Here is a 15512-nt window from a genome sequence, read left to right as displayed (position 1 = left end):
ACGGCTACCCGGAGTCCGGGGACGTACGGCAGGATCCTGGGATGGAGCGTGTACGTGACCTCTCTGAGCTGCCGAAAGCCCATCTGCACCTGCACTTCACCGGTTCGATGCGACCGGGGACCGTCCTGGAGCTCGCCGACAAGTACGGCGTACGTCTGCCCGAGGCCCTGACGGAAGCACTGACCAGCGGCGAACCACCCAGACTGCGGGCCACCGACGAACGGGGCTGGTTCCGTTTCCAGCGGCTGTACGACGCGGCGCGCTCCTGCCTGCGCGAACCGGAGGACATCCGGCGCCTGGTGCGGGAGGCCGCTGAGGAGGACGTGAAGGACGGTTCGGGCTGGCTGGAGATCCAGGTGGACCCGACGTCGTACGCGCCCCGGCTGGGCGGGCTGATCCCGGCGATGGAGATCATCCTGGACGCGGTGGAGACGACCTGCCGGGAGACCGGACTCGGGATGCGCGTACTGGTCGCCGCCAACCGGATGAAGCACCCGCTGGACGCCCGCACGCTGGCCCGGCTCGCGGTGCGGTACGTGGACCGGGGCGTGGTCGGTTTCGGGCTCTCCAACGACGAGCGGCGGGGCATGGCGCGGGACTTCGACCGGGCCTTCCACATCGCACGCGAGGGCGGTCTGCTGTCGGCCCCGCACGGCGGCGAGCTGACCGGCCCCTCCTCGGTGCGTGACTGCCTGGACGATCTGCACGCCTCGCGGATCGGGCACGGGGTACGCGCGGCGGAGGACCCGCGGCTGCTGAAGCGGCTGGCCGACCGCCAGGTGACCTGCGAGGTGTGCCCGGCGTCGAACGTGGCGCTCGGCGTCTACGAGAAGCCCGAGGACGTTCCGCTGCGCACGTTCTTCGAGGCCGGCGTCCCGATGGCCCTGGGCGCCGACGACCCGCTGCTGTTCGGCTCCCGACTGGCGGCCCAGTACGAGATCGCCCGGCACGCCCATGGCTTCTCGGACGCCGAACTCGCCGAACTGGCCCGGCAGTCGGTGCGTGCGTCGGCCGCCCCGGAGAACGTCAAGGCCCGGCTGCTGGCCGGCATCGACGACTGGCTGGCGCGCCCGGCCGTCTGAAGCACGGAGGGCTTGTCAGGGCCCCGGTGCGAGGCTCACGCGGAGTCCGGCGCAGCGGAGATCCCGCCCAGCAGCGTCCGCGCCAGCCGCGCGGCGAAGTCGTCGACCGGCGGCCGTTCCCCGGCGTCGGTCGCGTCATAGGCGAACGCGCGCTGCGCGCAGGCGCCCAGCAGCAGGGAGGCGGCCGCGAAGGTGTCGGCGCCGGCCCGGACCCGGCCGATGGCCTGTTCGGCGCGGAGATAGGCGTCCAGGTCCTGGATGGGCCGGTGCGGGCCCGAGCCGAGCGTGCGCAGGGCCTCGAAATGCCGCTGCTTCAGCTGTGTCTCGGCGTACAGGGAGGCGGCGATCGGGAAGCTCTGCTCGTAGAAGCGGGCTGCCTCGCGGGCGATCTCGGTGAGGTTGCCTTCCAGGGTGCCCTGTCCCGGTTCGGCGGCGAGGCTGCCCAGCAGCGGGGTGAGGCGTGGCAGGCGCTCGGCGAGCACCCGGACGAACAGGTCTTCCTTGCTGTCGAAGTACTTGTAGAGGGCCGCTTCGGAGCAGCCGGCCGCTCGGGCGATCTCCTTGGTGGTGGCGCGGGCGAGTCCGACCGTGAGCATCAGCTCGTGAGCGGCGTCGAGGATGCGGACACGCGTCGGCTTCGGCTCCATGGGTTTCCAATCGGGCTTGACGAGTGGGTGAGTGCTTACCCACTCTAGAGGGCACACGGGTGAGTGAATGCTCACCCACTGGTCCCTCCCATGGGAGCACTCATGAACCTCACCGTTTTCGGCGCCACCGGCGGTATCGGCCGGGAGATCGTGCGTCAGGCGCTCGGCGCCGGCCACCGGGTGACCGCCGTGGTCCGCGATCCGGCCCGGCTCGCCGTCACGGGGGACGCACTGGAGGTGTTCCGCGCCGACCTGACCGACCCCGCGGAGTTGCGCGCCGCCGTCCGGGGCCGGGACGCGGTCCTCTCCGGCCTGGGCGCGCGCAGCCGCAAGGACGCCGGGGTCGCCGCCCGGCTGACCCGCACGGTCCTGCGCGCCATGGAAGCGGAGGATGTACGACGGCTGCTCGTGGTCAGCGCCGCTCCCATCGGTCCGGCCCCCGAGGACGACGGCCCCCTGGACCGTGGCGTGCGCGCGGTGGTGTCTGCCGCCCTGAAGGACGTCTACACCGACCTGCGCGAGCTGGAGGCCGAGCTGGCAGCCAGCGGCACGGACTGGACGTCCGTACGGCCACCGCGTCTGCAGGACAAACCGCTCACCGGCCGCTACCGCACCGTCATCGGCGGCTTCCCGCGCAAGGGCCGTTTCATCGCCCGCGCGGACGTCGCGCACGCGATGCTGACGATGATCGATGACGAGGGGACGGTGAAGCAGGGCGTGGGGGTGGCGTACTAGGGCCTGTACGGCGCGTGTTGGACCCTCTGCGCCGCGTGTTGGGCCCTTTGCGCCGCGGGTGGGGGCCCTCTGTGCCGCGGGTGGGCTGGGGCCGCGGCTGGGGGCCGCGGCTCGGGCCACCGGCCCTACAGGCTGACGCCCACCGTCACCGGCTCGTTGACCAGCGTGATCCCGAAGGCCTCGTGGACACCGGCGACGACCTCACGGGCCAGCGCCAGCAGATCCTCGGTGGTGGCCTCGCCCCGGTTGGTGAGGGCGAGGGTGTGCTTGGTGGAGATGCGGGCGGGCCCGGTGCCGTAGCCCTTGGTGAAGCCCGCCTTGTCGATCACCCAGGCCGCGGAGGTCTTCCTACGGCCCTCCCCCGCCGGGTAGGCGGGCGGCTCGACGCCGTCCCCCAGCCGCTCGCGCACGCGCGCGTGGAAGGCGGCGAACTGCTCGTCGGTCAGGATCGGGTTGGTGAAGAAGGACCCGGCCGACCAGGTGTCGTGGTCCTCGGGGTCGAGAACCATGCCTTTCCCCGCGCGCAGCTTCAGCACGCCCTCGCGCGCGTCGGCCAGCGGCACCCGCTCGCCCGGCTCGACGCCGAGCGCGCGGGCCGCCTCGCCGTACTTGATCGGCGCGGACATCCCGCCCGCGTCCTCCAGTTCGAAACGGACGCGCAGCACGACATAGCGCTCGGGGTCCGCCTTGAAGCGGCTGTGACGGTACGAGAAGGCGCACTCCTCGTTCGTCAGCGTGACGGTCTCACCGGCGCGCCGGTCGTAGGCGACGACCTCGGTCAGGGTGGAGGAGATCTCCTGGCCGTAGGCACCCACGTTCTGGATCGGGGTGGCGCCCGCGGATCCGGGGATGCCGGCCAGGCACTCGATCCCGGCGAGCCCGGCCTCGACCGTGCGGGCGACGGCGTCCGTCCACACCTCGCCGGCCGCCAGCTCCAGTGTCGTGCCGCGCAGCTCGACACCGCGCGTGGCGATGCGCACGACGGTGCCGTCGAAGCCCTTGTCACCGATGACCAGGTTCGATCCGCCGCCGATGACCAGCAGTGGCGTCCCGCTGTCGTCGGCTTCACGGACGGCGGCGATCACCTCGGCGTCGGTCGCCGCGGTGACCAGTCGCGTCGCGGGGCCGCCCAGCCGGAAGGTGGTCAGGGGGGCGAGGGGGGCGTCGTGGAGTACCTGCACGGGCCCAAGACTACGAGACGGCTCCGACAGCACCGCACGCGCGCGTGGCGCATCGCCCGCCGCCCGTAGCTCGATCACCCTCCGGATTCACGTGCCGTGCACGCGCGCGTGTGCATGGTGCCTGCACGGGCGCGTGGTCGTCGTGACGACGCCGGCCGGCGGGACCACGCGCGCGAGCGGCGATGCTGGTACTGCCGTCCGGCCGACTACTTCTTGAGCCGGTGTTCGGCCTCCGCCCAGCCCAGCGGCAGCTGGTCGCTGGTGGTCCGCCAGGTGACGAAAGAGACGTCGCGCATCTGGGCGGCCAGGGCGCGGGAGATCGGCCGGTGGGCGCCGGAGTGCGCGAAGGCCTTCAACGCGCCGGCGGACTCCCAGGCGGACGGCGTCCAGAAGGTCCGCCGCAGAGGCTGTGCGCTGAGCGTGAGGCCGTAGGCACCGCGCGCGTGGCCGATCTGGCGCCATACCGCAGGGGTACGGGCGAGGAAGCGAGGAGGCACAGAGCGCCCCACAGCGCGCGGGTCTCGAAGCGCGAGGCGAAGACATGCACCTCGGCGTCCCGCCGCGGAGCGGTCGGCACGGTCCAGGGAAGAGTGGGTATCACGGGCTCCCTTCGGCGAGGTTCCGGATCAGCGGACGGAGGGCTCCAGGGAGGCGGCCTCCGACGTGCCGGTCTCCAGAACCTGGCCCAGGGCCTGCTCCTCCCCCGCGCCGACCCCGGCGGCGCTCCGCCGGCCCGGAATCACCAGCGCCGCGACCGCGGCGAGGGCGACCACGGCCGAGCCGGTGACCAGCGCGGGCCGCAGGCCGTCCACGAAGCTCTGTGCGCTCTCGTAGCCGCCCTGCGCGGAGAAGTATCGACGACATGACCGCGATACCGAGCGCAGCCGCCTCAGCCCGTCGCGCGAGCCGTCAGGCCAGTCGTACGACCGCCCGGGACATGCCCAGCACCTTCTGGCCGTCGCTGGTCGCCGTCAGGTCCACGCGCACGGTGTTGTCGTCCAGCTTGGCCGCGACCTTGCCGCTGACCTCGATCAGGGCGCCCCGGTCGTCGTTCGGCACGACGACGGGCTTGGTGAAGCGGACGCCGTACTCCACGACCGCGCCCGGGTCCCCGGTCCAGTCGGTGACCACGCGGATCGCCTCGGCCATGGTGAACATGCCGTGCGCGATGACGTCCGGCAGGCCCACCTCCTTGGCGAACTTCTCGTTCCAGTGGATCGGGTTGAAGTCCCCGGAGGCGCCCGCGTACCGCACGAGGGTGGCGCGGGTCACGGGGAAGGTCTGCGCCGGCAGTTCGGTGCCGACCTCGACGTCGTCGTACGCGATGTTCGCCGTCATCAGGTGCTCACGCCTCCTCGGCCGCGCGGGCCACGAGCTTGGTCCAGGCGGTCACGACGTGCTCGCCGGCCTCGTCGTGCACCTCGCCGCGGATGTCCAGGATGTCGTTGCCCGCGAGGGACTTGATCCCGTCGATGGCGGAGGTGACCGTGAGCCGGTCGCCGGCGCGCACCGGGCGGCTGTAGGCGAACTTCTGGTCGCCGTGGACCACGCGGCTGTAGTCGAGGCCGAGTTGGGGATCCTCGACGACCTGCCCCGCGGCCCTGAAGGTGATGGAGAACACGAAGGTCGGCGGGGCGATCACATCGGGATGACCGAATGCCTTCGCCGCCTCGGGGTCCGTGTACACCGGGTTGGTCTCGCCCACCGCCTCGGCGAACTCGCGGATCTTCTCCCGGCCCACCTCATAGGGAGCGGTGGGGGGGTAGGTCCGTCCAACGAAGGACTGGTCGAGCGCCATGGCCCGGCACCTCCTGATGTCTGCTGTTGATTGGCCCCAAATTAGCCCGAACCCAACCGGGAATTACGCAGGGGGACGGGCGGCCGCCCAGCGGGCGAGCGCTGACCGATCAACGAGTGGGTCCCGGACCGGTCAAGGGGCGAACCTCTGAGCGATCAACGGGGTGAGCCGGTGAAACGACGCGAGGCCGCCCCCTCGGAAGGGGACGGCCTCGTGTGCGAGCCTGTTTATCGCGTTTCGCGGTGCGCGGTGTGCGCGTTGCAACGCGGGCAGTGCTTCTTCATCTCAAGACGGTCCGGGTTGTTACGCCGGTTCTTCTTGGTGATGTAGTTCCGCTCCTTGCACTCCACGCAGGCCAGCGTGATCTTTGGGCGGACGTCGGTGGCAGCCACGTGAGTGCTCCTAAGACGAACGGATTGACTGATTTAACGCAAGAAAGAGTAGCCGATCGAAGGACCGACCCCGCAATCGGCTACTGTCAGTAGCGGTGACCGGACTTGAACCGGTGACACAGCGATTATGAGCCGCTTGCTCTACCGACTGAGCTACACCGCTGAGATGCGATCGGACCCCGCCTTTCGACGGGAACCTCTCGCACCAGAGCCCCAAAACGGAATCGAACCGTTGACCTTCTCCTTACCATGGAGACGCTCTGCCGACTGAGCTATTGGGGCGAGCGATGAAGACATTACACGGTCCGCCGCCGTTCACCCAAATCCGTATCCGACCGCCCTCCGCACCTCCCATCCCCTCCCCCGCAACGGCCTCATGAGCCGCGGTGAGGCGGGCGGCGGGTAGCCGAGAAAGGGATCAGGAAGCCGGTGTACGGGACGCCGACGCCCGGCACGCGCGTGGAGCTCGCTGCGGAGGGTGAGGCCATTGCGTGCCCGGGTCGGGAGACTCGGGAGACGACGGGAGCCAGAGGCCGGCACGCGCGTGCCCGTCCGCGGGCGAGCACGGGCCGCGCGGGCGAGCACGGGCCGCGCGGGCGGGCGTCGTCGAAGACGGGCCGGAGCCGCGCAGCCGGACGACAGACGTACCGCCAAGTGCGGACCACACCGGTACGACTATTGCGCTCCTGCGCGTCCCGCGCGGTTCGCCGTCCTAGGCTCGACTCAATCTGCATGATCTTGGGGCGTCCGCGCCCCGATCCTCACGCGGGCCCGCCCGAGCCCCCGGTACCGACCCTGGAGCGCGATGCCCGACAGCCAGCCGCAGCCCCACCCACCGTCGAACTCCTCGGGATCCTCGGGACAGTCCGACTCGGCCGCCCTGCTGTTGTGCGGGGCGCGGCTCACCGACGGCCGGACCGTGGACGTACGGCTCGGAGGCGGACGTATCGAGGCGGTGGGCACGGCCGGCAGTCTGGCGCCGGGCCCGGCCCGGACCGGCGCCACGCGCGTGGACCTGGGCGGCTACCTGCTCCTGCCGGCCCCCGCCGAACCGCACGGCCACGGCGACACCGCGCTGTCCGCCGAGCACCCGGGCCCGGTGTCGTACGCCCCGGAGGACGTCCAGCGCCGGGCCACGGAGGCGGCTCTGCTGCAGCTCGGGCACGGGGCGACGGCGGTACGCGCGCACGTACGCGTGGGCGACGTCCAGGGGCTCGGCGCGCTGGGCGCCGTCCTGCACGCCCGGCGCTCGCTGCGGGGACTCGCGGAGCTGACGACGGTGGCGATGCCACGGCTGCTGACCGGCGCGGCCGGGGCCGACGGGCTGGCGATGCTGCGCGACGCGGTCAAGATGGGCGCCTCCGTGGTGGGTGGCTGCCCCGACCTGGACCCCGATCCCACGGGCTACGTCGAGGCCGTCCTGGAGGTGGCCTCCGAACACGGCTGCCCGGTGGACCTGCACACGGACGCCTCCGACCCGGCCCGGTTGTCCCGGCTCGCGGCCATGGCGGGCGGCTTGCGCCCCGGCGTGACGATCGGGCCGTGCGCCGGTCTCGCACGTCTGCCCGCCGAGGCCACGTCCCGCGCCGTGGACCAGCTCGCCGCGGCCGGCGTGACGGTCGTATGCCTGCCCCAGGGCGGCTGCTGCGGCGCCGACCGCCGGGGCGCCGCTCCGGTACGGCTGCTGCGCGCGGCCGGGGTGCGCGTGGCGGCCGGCAGCGGCGCCCTGCGCGACGCCTCCAACCCCGTCGGCCGCGGCGACCCCCTGGAGGCGGCCTACCTCCTCGCGTCCACCCACGGCCTGCGCCCGGAGGACGCCTACGACACCGTGAGCGCCTCGGCCCGCGCGGTGTTGGGCCTGCCGGAGGTACGCGTGGAGGCGGGCTTCCCCGCGGACCTCCTGGCCGTGCGCGGCGACCGTCTGGCCGGCGCCCTGTCCCTGGCCTACAGCCGGATCGTGGTGCACCGGGGCCGGGTGGTGGCGCGTACGAGCGCGGTGCGGGAGTACTGCAACTCGGCGGCCACGGTGGAACTCGGGTTGCCGCGGCAGGGGCGGGGCGAGTTGTCGTGATGCGGCCGGGGCCGTAGGCGCGGCTCAGGGTGATCGAGAGCTGGCTCGGGGTGTCGTGGAGCGCGGGGCGTGCGGCAGGCAGGCGCGCAGCGGGGCGCGTGGGACGAAGTGCGCGCCGGTGCTGACCGGCAGATGCAGGCGCGTGGGGCGGAGCGCGCGCTGATGGCGCGCCGACCGGCAGATGCGGGCGTGTGATGCGGGGTGCACGCGGGGCGCAGGACTGATCACAACGCACCGGGGAGCGCGACCCTGGGCACACGCCCCCGCGCACGTCAGTGCACGCCGGGCGCGTGTTGCGCGAGTGAGCCCGGCGCGCTCCGCCCATGCCGGTTAACTCGTGCGGCGGATGCGCCCCCTCCGGCGTACGGTCGGAACCATGCGCATTGTCATCGCTGGTGGTCATGGTCAGATCGCGCTGCGGCTGGAGCGCCTGCTCTCCGCGCGCGGGGACGAGGTCGCGGGGATCATCCGCAAGGCCGAGCAGGGCGACGATCTACGGGCTGCCGGTGCCGAACCGGTGCTGCTCGACCTGGAGTCCGCTTCGGTCGAGGAAGTCGCGGCGCACCTGCAGGGCGCCGATGCGGCGGTGTTCGCGGCCGGTGCGGGTCCGGGCAGTGGAGCGGGCCGCAAGGAGACGGTGGACAGGGGCGCGGCGGTGCTGTTCGCGGACGCGGCCGTCCGCGCGGGTGTACGTCGTTTCGTGGTCGTGTCCTCCATGGGCGCCGATCCCGCGCACCAGGGCGACGAGATCTTCGACGCGTATCTGCGTGCCAAGGGCGAGGCGGACGCGCACGTCACCCGCCAGCAGGCCCTGGAGTGGACGATCCTGCGCCCCGGCTCGCTCACGGACGACGCGGGCACCGGTCTGGTCCGTCTGGAGGCGCACACCGGGCGCGGTCCGGTCCCGAGGGACGATGTGGCGGCCGTCCTCGCGGAGTTGGTGGACACCCCGGCGACGACCGGTCTGACGTTGGAGCTGATCAGCGGATCGACTCCGGTGTCGGTCGCGGTGAAGTCGGTGGCCGGGAACTGATGACCACCACCGGCCGTTGAACGATCGGGGCCACCACCAAGCCCCCAGCACCGCCTGCTGCCACCCCGTCAGGCTCCGTGGTCCGGCTTCCCGCACCGCTCCGCGGCTCAGAACAGAGGCAGCTGCCCGGGGAACTCCGGTACGGCGTATCCGTCCAACGCCAGCTGGGCTGCCCCGAGTTGTGCCTGCCGTCGCGACCCGGCGCAGGAGAGGAGTCCGCCGCTCTCCCGCGCGCCGGGTGGGTCGTGTCGCGCGAAGCGGCCCGCGACGACGGCGATGTCGCGGCGGCACACGGGACAGGTTCTGCGTCGGGAGGACATGCCGTCAGTGTGCCCGCATTCGGGACGGCGGTGTCACCGTCAGGTGCGGGAATCGGCTTCCCATCGGTCAGGGCCCACCCCTCGCCAGTCGATCAGCGGCGAGTCGGCCACCTGCTCCGGCTCGATCTCCAGACCCGCGCGCCGCAGGAACTCCACCAGGTCCGGCACGCTGTGCGCCAGGCCGAGGATCTCGCCGTCCACCCGGACCCGGCGGCCGCCGGTCGGGGACGGCAGGTGCACGATGATGGGTCGCTTCCCGGCCATGGCTCCAGCATCGTCCGGACCGTCCCCAGCCGCACCCGGACCGGTCATTCCAGAATCCCCGGCACGGCGTCGGCGCGGCACAACGGGTATGCGGGGCCGCCCCTCCCTTCGGCGAGCGCGCACGTCACCTGAACCTGGCAGGCCTCCTCGCCCGGCCGGGCGGACTCTCACCGTCGGCCCCACGCGAGTGACAGAGCCGTACGGGAGCGATGCCGGGCCTCGCCACCGACAAAAGGCGACCGGGTTCCGACAGGGTGTCCCCGGCCGCACCGGCGCCAGCACCTGCTCACCGCTGCACCACGGTGCGGCGGCGCGGGACTGCGTGATCTGATCGGTGAGCTGCTCCACCTGTGAGCCGCCCGACGGACCACCCACCAGATGTGCCCGGCACCCCGCCGCGGCCGCACACCCCGAGGAACCGCGTATGAGTGACCTGTCAGCCCGCACCGACCACAGCAGTGCCCCGGACGCCCTGCGCAGCGTGTACCTGCGGCTGGTCGCCGAGGAATCGATACCCGAGGAAGCACGAGAGCAGTTCAGCTACCTGCAGCCGCTGGCCACGGACCTCCTGGCGGGCATCGCCCTCGACACCCCTGACAACGTCCGTGTCCTCGATGACCGTGACGTGGCCCTCGTCGAGTGGGACACCCTCGCGGCCGCCGCGCGTACCAACTTGCTCAGCGAGCCGGTCGACTACAACACCTACGATCTCCCCGGTGGCGCGGTCCTCCACATCCTCGGCCACCCGGAGTCGGTGTTCGCGGCCAGCAAGGTGCTCGTCTTCGACGAGGCGGTGCGGGCCGCCGACGGCCCCGAGATACCGGACGAGGGCGTGCTGCTCGTCGTCCCGAACCGGCACAACCTCGTGTTCTACCCGCTCACCGACAGGCACGTGGCCGAGGCCGTCAACGCCTTGGCACAGTTCGGGCAGGGCGCCTACGAGGACGGCCCCGGACGCCTCTCCCCCCGGGTCTTCTGGTGGCGCGCCGGCACCCTGACATCGATCACGGTCTTCGACCAGGAAAGCCGGACGATGAGCATCTCCCCGCCCGACGAACTCATGACGATCATGCGTCGCCTGGTCGGCACCGCCGGCTGACGCGCGCCCGCCCACGCCGGCCCAGCGTGGCGACGTGGACGTGGTCCGCACGCGCCCTGGAACTGACATGGCAGGGAACCCATATCACGGACCAGCTCGCCGACCTGGTGACCCAGATCGCCGTCATCAACGCCTTCAACCGTCGAAACGTCATCACCCAGCAGCCCGCCGGCGACTACGAGGCGGGCATGCTCACCAAGTTCCACTGACGGCGGGCCCCGCCCGCCCCCATGACGCGCATCGGTGGCCAACTACCTTTGCTGTCTCGGAACCTGACCGAGCAGAGCTGGTGCGCGCGCGTCGACGAGCTGTCGAAATCAGACCTGCTCATGAGGGTTTACCAGGCAGTCGTGTCTGTCCATGGGGACAGTCGAGGCCGATAGTCGATAGGGATCACGACGATCCTGAAGAAGTCACTGGTAGCGGTTCTGTGCGCCTCCGCCCTCGCGGTCGGGGCGCTCGGACTGAGTGCCGGATCTGCGTCGGCAGCTTCCGTCTGGAAGCTGAAGGCCACGTGCAGCTCGGTCAACATACGGGCGAAGGCCAACACCAGCGCGAAGGTCAATGGCGTCGCTTACAAGGGCGACCTCATGAACGGCACGAAGGTGGACTACAAGGACTACAAGGGCTACAAGGACATCAAGGTGGACAAGGCCTGGATCTACGGCAAGGTGGTCCGCAAGGACCACAAGGTCATCTACGGCTGGGCCGCGCTGAAGTGCTTCAACCCTTACGAGCAGTAGGGGAAACCCGCTCCGACGACACCGCGGCCTCTGACCGGTTCACCTGGTCAGAGGCCGTTCTCCTGGTGGTGAGCATGGACACACACCGGGACAATCCTCGCGCTCGTATACCGACTCGAAGAGAGTGCTCGAACACAAAGAGACCCTCTCCACTCTGCGTTTCCGCAGTTTGGAGAGGGTCTCCTCAAGTGTGGCGGCGCCAGGATTCGAACCTGGGAAGGCTGAGCCACACCGCCGGGTTGACCACCAGATCGAACCACCTTTCGGCAGCGCTCCCTGGCGACGTCGTAAACAATACCCGATACACAGGGGTGCTTCGCCACCCGATTGATCTCCACCCCTGGGCTCGCGGGGTGGCTAGGCTGGTGCGGATGCGGCCCGGTGACATGCCGGGCCCGGCGACCGCCGCCGCGCACGCCGGCACGCACCCGATTCGCACCCTGATACAAGGAGCCACAGGATGGCCGACTCCAGTTTCGACATCGTCTCGAAGGTCGAGCGGCAGGAGGTCGACAACGCCCTCAACCAGGCCGCCAAGGAGATCTCGCAGCGCTACGACTTCAAGGGCGTGGGTGCCTCGATCTCGTGGTCCGGCGAGAAGATCCTCATGGAGGCGAACTCCGAGGACCGGGTGAACGCCGTCCTCGACGTCTTCCAGTCCAAGCTCATCAAGCGCGGCATCTCGCTGAAGGCCCTGGAGGCGGACGAGCCGCAGCTGTCCGGCAAGGAGTACAAGATCTTCGCGTCGATCCAGGAGGGCATCTCCCAGGACAACGCGAAGAAGGTGGCGAAGATCATCCGCGACGAGGGCCCGAAGGGCGTGAAGGCCCAGGTCCAGGGCGACGAGCTGCGCGTCTCCTCCAAGAGCCGGGACGATCTGCAGACCGTGATCGCGCTGCTGAAGGGCAAGGACTTCGACTTCGCACTGCAGTTCGTGAACTACCGGTAAGAGACCGGCAGGGCCTCGGTCAGAGGCGAGAAGCGAGCAAGAGGCGGGAAGGGCGGGCGCCCCCGAGCAGCGCCCGCCCTTCCGTGCTGTCGACGCCGCGCTCAGTCGCGTGAGTTGCCGAACAGGATGCGGTAGACGATCAGCAGCACCAGGGAGCCGCCGATGGCCGCGACCCAGGTGGCGCCGTCGTAGAAGCTCTTGGTGATCGGGTGGTGCAGCCAACGGGCCGAGATCCAGCCACCGATGAACGCGCCCGCGACGCCGATGAGGGTCGTGCCGATGAAGCCGCCGGGGTCGCGGCCCGGCAGGAGGATCTTGGCGATGGCTCCGGCCAGCAGTCCCAGGATGATCCAAGCGATGATGCCCATACCGTGAACCTGCCCTTCCGCGCTGTGTCCGCACCGTCCGGCCGCTGAGAATCCGGCGAGGACCCGCTGTCCACGCGCGGTCCACGCGCGCGTGTTCGTGCCGTGTCGACGAAGAGGACGCCACGGATCCACCACGCGGTTGCCGCGCTCAGTAAGGTGCGGCGCGTGACGCCTTCCGGTAACGAACTGCGCCGCACCCTGGGCGTGCGGGACGCCGTGGTCGTCGGGCTCGGCTCGATGGTCGGGGCCGGCGTCTTCTCGGCCCTGGGGCCCGCCGCGCGCGCGGCGGGAACGGGGCTGCTGCCCGCGCTGGCGCTCGCTGCCGTGGTGGCCTACTGCAACGCCATGTCCTCGGCCCGTCTCGCGGCCCGCTATCCGGCCTCCGGCGGCACGTACGTGTACGGCCGGGAACGGCTGGGCCCCTTCTGGGGCTATCTCGCGGGCTGGGCGTTCGTGGTCGGCAAGACGGCGTCCTGCGCGGCCATGGCGCTCACCGTGGGCGCGTATGTCTGGCCGGGGCAGGCTCACGCGGTGGCGGTCGCCGCCGTGGTGGTCCTGACGGCCGTGAACTACGGCGGGATGCAGAAGTCGGCGTGGCTGACGCGTGTGATCGTGACGGTGGTGCTGGCCGTTCTCGCGGCCGTGGTGGTCGTGTGCCTGACCTCCGCGCGGGCCGCCGCCGGACGGCTGGACGTCGGGCTGTCCTCGGGCGCGGGCGGGATGCTGCAGGCGGCGGGACTGCTGTTCTTCGCGTTCGCCGGGTACGCGCGGATCGCGACCCTCGGGGAGGAGGTACGGGATCCGGCGCGCACGATTGCGCGCGCGATCCCGCTGGCCCTGGGGATCGCACTCGCGGTGTACGCGTGCGTGGCCGTCGCGGTGCTCACGGTCCTCGGCGCGGACCGGCTCGGGCACGCGGTGGCTCCGCTGGCCGACGCGGTGCGGGCGGCCGGCGTGCCGGGGCTCGTGCCCGTGGTGCGGGCCGGGGCGGCTATGGCGGCCCTGGGTTCGCTGCTCGCGCTCATCCTCGGCGTGTCCCGTACGACGCTCGCCATGGCCCGGGACGGGCATCTGCCGGGGGCGCTGGCGGCCGTGCACCCCCGCTTCCAGGTGCCGCACCGGGCCGAGCTGGCCGTGGGCGCGGTGGTCGCCGTACTGGCCGCGACGGTGGACGTGCGCGGCGCGATCGGCTTCTCCTCCTTCGGAGTGCTCGCCTACTACGCCGTCGCCAACGCTTCCGCGTGGACCCTGAGTCCGGCCCCCGCGGCCCGTGTGGCGCCCGTGGCGGGCCTGCTGGGATGCGCCACGCTGGCGTTCGCGCTGCCCGCCGTCTCGGTGGCCGCGGGGGCGGGAGTACTCGCGGTGGGCGTGGCGGCCTACGGCGTACGGCTCTGGGCGCGGCGGCGCGGCGAATGACGTGCCGTCAGCACGGCCGAGGCCACCCGCGCGGCCGGCGCCCGTCTGTCGCCGGCGTGGTCAGCGGGTCGCGAACGGCTGGTCCGTGGGGACGATCTCGCGGCCCAGCGGCAGCAGGGAGACCGGGATCAGCTTGAAGTTGGCGATGCCGAACGGGATGCCGATGATCGTGATGCACAGGGCGATGCCGGTGACGATGTGGGCGATGGCCAGCCACCAGCCGGCCAGGATCAGCCACAGGACGTTGCCGATGCAGGAGGGGGCGCCCGCGTCCCGGCGCTCGACCGTCGTGTACCCGAAGGGCCACAGGGCGTAGAGGCCGATACGGAAGGCCGCTATGCCGAACGGGATGCCGATGATCGTGATGCACAGCAGGACCCCGGCGAACAGGTAGCCGAGGAACAGCCAGAAGCCGCTCAGGATGAGCCAAATGACGTTCAGGATGGTCTTCACTGGTAGCGACCTGCCATCTTTTCGAGCCGGGCGATGCGGTCCGCCATGGGCGGGTGCGTGGAGAACATCTTGGTCAGTCCCTGGCCCGGGCGGAAGGGGTTCGCGATCATCATATGACTGGCGGTCTCGATCCGGGGTTCGGGCGGCAGCGGGAGCTGCTGGGTGCCGGCCTCCAGCTTGCGCAGGGCGCCGGCGAGGGCCCGTGGGTCGCCGGTGAGCTGGGCGCCGGAGGCGTCCGCCTCGTACTCGCGGGAGCGGCTGATGGCCAGCTGGATGACGGTGGCGGCGAGCGGGCCGAGGATCATGATCAGGAGCATGCCGAGCAGGCCGGGGCCGTCGTCGTCGTCCGAGCGGCCGATCGGGATCAGCCAGGCGAAGTTCACCAGGAACATGATCACCGAGGCGAGGGCGCCGGCCACCGAGGAGATGAGGATGTCCCGGTTGTACACATGGCTCAGCTCGTGGCCGATGACGCCGCGCAGCTCGCGCTCGTCCAGCAGGCGCAGGATGCCCTCGGTGCAGCACACGGCTGCGTTGCGGGGGTTGCGGCCCGTGGCGAAGGCGTTGGGGGCCTCCGTGGGTGAGATGTACAGCCGGGGCATGGGCTGGCGGGCCTGCGTGGACAGCTCGCGGACCATCCGGTAGAGCGCCGGGGCCTCGAACTCGCTGACCGGGCGGGCGCGCATGGCGCGCAGTGCCAGCTTGTCGCTGTTCCAGTACGCGTACGCGTTGGTGCCGAGCGCCACCAGGACGGCGACGATGAGTCCGGTGCGGCCGAAGAAGCTGCCGATGACGATGATGAGTGCGGACAGTCCCCCGAGGAGTACTGCGGTCCTGAGCCCGTTGTGCCGGCGGTGCACCGTGCGCCCTCCAAGTCGTGCAGCTGGGGAACACTTTGGTCCAGTGGACCCTCCCGCTTGTGACAACGCCAGGCGACGGCCACGAGTTCCCTGCCGGCTGC

19 protein-coding genes, 2 tRNA genes and 2 pseudogenes are annotated in these 15512 nt (G+C 71.2%); 9 read left to right on the top strand and 14 right to left on the bottom strand.

Features of this window, described 5'->3' with window-relative positions:
* Positions 1-41 precede the first annotated feature (41 nt).
* Entirely contained in the window at positions 42-1082 is a 1041-nt protein-coding gene (locus IE277_RS36860) for an adenosine deaminase (protein WP_189958112.1), read from the top strand.
* 35 nt (positions 1083-1117) lie between these two features.
* Here IE277_RS36860 and IE277_RS36855 read toward each other — a convergent pair whose 3' ends face one another.
* Positions 1118-1729 (bottom strand): TetR/AcrR family transcriptional regulator, encoded by a 612-nt coding sequence (locus IE277_RS36855; RefSeq protein ID WP_189958111.1) that lies wholly within the window; start codon positions 1727-1729, stop codon positions 1118-1120.
* A 102-nt stretch (positions 1730-1831) separates the two neighbouring features.
* Here IE277_RS36855 and IE277_RS36850 point away from each other — a divergent pair, with 102 nt between their 5' ends.
* The gene (locus IE277_RS36850; protein ID WP_189958110.1) at positions 1832-2464 is read left to right on the top strand and encodes an NAD(P)-dependent oxidoreductase; all 633 of its coding nucleotides are present in this window, start codon (positions 1832-1834) and stop codon (positions 2462-2464) included.
* 125 nt (positions 2465-2589) lie between these two features.
* Here IE277_RS36850 and IE277_RS36845 read toward each other — a convergent pair whose 3' ends face one another.
* The 8 genes and pseudogenes from IE277_RS36845 to IE277_RS36810 all read right to left on the bottom strand — a co-directional run bounded on the left by IE277_RS36845 (position 2590) and on the right by IE277_RS36810 (position 6117).
* The gene (locus tag IE277_RS36845) at positions 2590-3645 is read right to left on the bottom strand and encodes a UDP-N-acetylmuramate dehydrogenase (RefSeq protein ID WP_189958109.1); all 1056 of its coding nucleotides are present in this window, start codon (positions 3643-3645) and stop codon (positions 2590-2592) included.
* Positions 3646-3851: 206 nt separating this feature from the next.
* A pseudogene (locus IE277_RS36840) lies at positions 3852-4243 on the bottom strand (DUF3291 domain-containing protein).
* A 28-nt stretch (positions 4244-4271) separates the two neighbouring features.
* Positions 4272-4548: pseudogene (locus IE277_RS36835) on the bottom strand (MFS transporter); the annotation flags it as partial.
* A 6-nt stretch (positions 4549-4554) separates the two neighbouring features.
* On the bottom strand, positions 4555-4983 hold the full coding sequence (locus IE277_RS36830) for a MaoC family dehydratase (RefSeq protein WP_189958108.1): 429 nt from the start codon (positions 4981-4983) through the stop codon (positions 4555-4557).
* Positions 4984-4990: 7 nt separating this feature from the next.
* Positions 4991-5443, bottom strand: coding sequence for a MaoC family dehydratase N-terminal domain-containing protein (locus IE277_RS36825; protein ID WP_189958107.1), 453 nt, complete (start codon positions 5441-5443; stop codon positions 4991-4993).
* 227 nt (positions 5444-5670) lie between these two features.
* Entirely contained in the window at positions 5671-5835 is a 165-nt protein-coding gene (rpmG, locus tag IE277_RS36820; protein WP_003948671.1) for a 50S ribosomal protein L33, read from the bottom strand.
* A 90-nt stretch (positions 5836-5925) separates the two neighbouring features.
* Positions 5926-5998 (bottom strand) — tRNA-Met (locus IE277_RS36815).
* A gap of 46 nt (positions 5999-6044) precedes the next feature.
* Positions 6045-6117, bottom strand: a tRNA-Thr gene (locus tag IE277_RS36810).
* Positions 6118-6640: 523 nt separating this feature from the next.
* Between IE277_RS36810 and IE277_RS36805 the strand changes: the two genes are divergently transcribed.
* Both IE277_RS36805 and IE277_RS36800 read left to right on the top strand, forming a co-directional pair.
* Positions 6641-7906, top strand: coding sequence for an amidohydrolase family protein (locus IE277_RS36805; protein ID WP_189958106.1), 1266 nt, complete (start codon positions 6641-6643; stop codon positions 7904-7906).
* A 376-nt stretch (positions 7907-8282) separates the two neighbouring features.
* Positions 8283-8939 (top strand): SDR family oxidoreductase, encoded by a 657-nt coding sequence (locus IE277_RS36800; RefSeq protein ID WP_189958105.1) that lies wholly within the window; start codon positions 8283-8285, stop codon positions 8937-8939.
* Positions 8940-9046: 107 nt separating this feature from the next.
* On the opposite strand, the gene IE277_RS36795 is transcribed toward IE277_RS36800, so the two are convergent.
* Both IE277_RS36795 and IE277_RS36790 read right to left on the bottom strand, forming a co-directional pair.
* On the bottom strand, positions 9047-9259 hold the full coding sequence (locus IE277_RS36795) for a hypothetical protein (protein WP_189958104.1): 213 nt from the start codon (positions 9257-9259) through the stop codon (positions 9047-9049).
* A gap of 39 nt (positions 9260-9298) precedes the next feature.
* Positions 9299-9523, bottom strand: a complete 225-nt coding sequence (locus IE277_RS36790; RefSeq protein WP_189958103.1) for a hypothetical protein — start codon at positions 9521-9523, stop codon at positions 9299-9301.
* Positions 9524-9947: 424 nt separating this feature from the next.
* Here IE277_RS36790 and IE277_RS36785 point away from each other — a divergent pair, with 424 nt between their 5' ends.
* The 4 genes from IE277_RS36785 (at position 9948) to IE277_RS36770 (ending at position 12314) form a co-directional block, all read left to right on the top strand.
* Positions 9948-10622 (top strand): hypothetical protein, encoded by a 675-nt coding sequence (locus IE277_RS36785; RefSeq protein ID WP_189958102.1) that lies wholly within the window; start codon positions 9948-9950, stop codon positions 10620-10622.
* Between the two features lie 26 nt (positions 10623-10648).
* Complete coding sequence (locus IE277_RS49785; protein ID WP_373310968.1) at positions 10649-10831, top strand: carboxymuconolactone decarboxylase family protein; 183 nt, start codon at positions 10649-10651, stop codon at positions 10829-10831.
* A 381-nt stretch (positions 10832-11212) separates the two neighbouring features.
* Positions 11213-11365 carry a hypothetical protein gene (locus IE277_RS36775; protein WP_189958101.1) on the top strand — a complete coding sequence of 51 codons (153 nt, stop codon included), beginning with the start codon at positions 11213-11215 and terminating at the stop codon, positions 11363-11365.
* Between the two features lie 460 nt (positions 11366-11825).
* Complete coding sequence (locus tag IE277_RS36770; protein WP_189958100.1) at positions 11826-12314, top strand: YajQ family cyclic di-GMP-binding protein; 489 nt, start codon at positions 11826-11828, stop codon at positions 12312-12314.
* 101 nt (positions 12315-12415) lie between these two features.
* Here IE277_RS36770 and IE277_RS36765 read toward each other — a convergent pair whose 3' ends face one another.
* Positions 12416-12682: a GlsB/YeaQ/YmgE family stress response membrane protein gene (locus IE277_RS36765; protein ID WP_189958099.1), complete on the bottom strand. Its 267-nt coding sequence runs from the start codon at positions 12680-12682 to the stop codon at positions 12416-12418.
* Positions 12683-12847: 165 nt separating this feature from the next.
* On the opposite strand from IE277_RS36765, the gene IE277_RS36760 reads away from it, so the two are divergent.
* Positions 12848-14098 carry an APC family permease gene (locus IE277_RS36760; RefSeq protein WP_189958098.1) on the top strand — a complete coding sequence of 417 codons (1251 nt, stop codon included), beginning with the start codon at positions 12848-12850 and terminating at the stop codon, positions 14096-14098.
* 60 nt (positions 14099-14158) lie between these two features.
* Here the strand turns inward: IE277_RS36760 and IE277_RS36755 are convergent, their stop codons facing one another.
* Together IE277_RS36755 and htpX are read right to left on the bottom strand one after the other, a co-directional pair.
* A complete protein-coding gene (locus tag IE277_RS36755; RefSeq protein ID WP_189958097.1) occupies positions 14159-14551 on the bottom strand; it encodes a YccF domain-containing protein in 393 nt (130 codons plus the stop codon).
* Positions 14548-15411, bottom strand: a complete 864-nt coding sequence (gene htpX / locus IE277_RS36750; protein WP_189958096.1) for a zinc metalloprotease HtpX — start codon at positions 15409-15411, stop codon at positions 14548-14550. The genes IE277_RS36755 and htpX overlap by 4 nt, the downstream gene beginning before the upstream one ends.
* Positions 15412-15512 lie beyond the last annotated feature (101 nt).

This window comes from Streptomyces alanosinicus, assembly GCF_014650595.1.
Taxonomy (GTDB): Bacteria; Actinomycetota; Actinomycetes; order Streptomycetales; family Streptomycetaceae; genus Streptomyces; species Streptomyces alanosinicus.
Note: the sequence above shows the minus strand (reverse complement) of the source record. Positions and strands in the feature narration are given on the sequence as shown.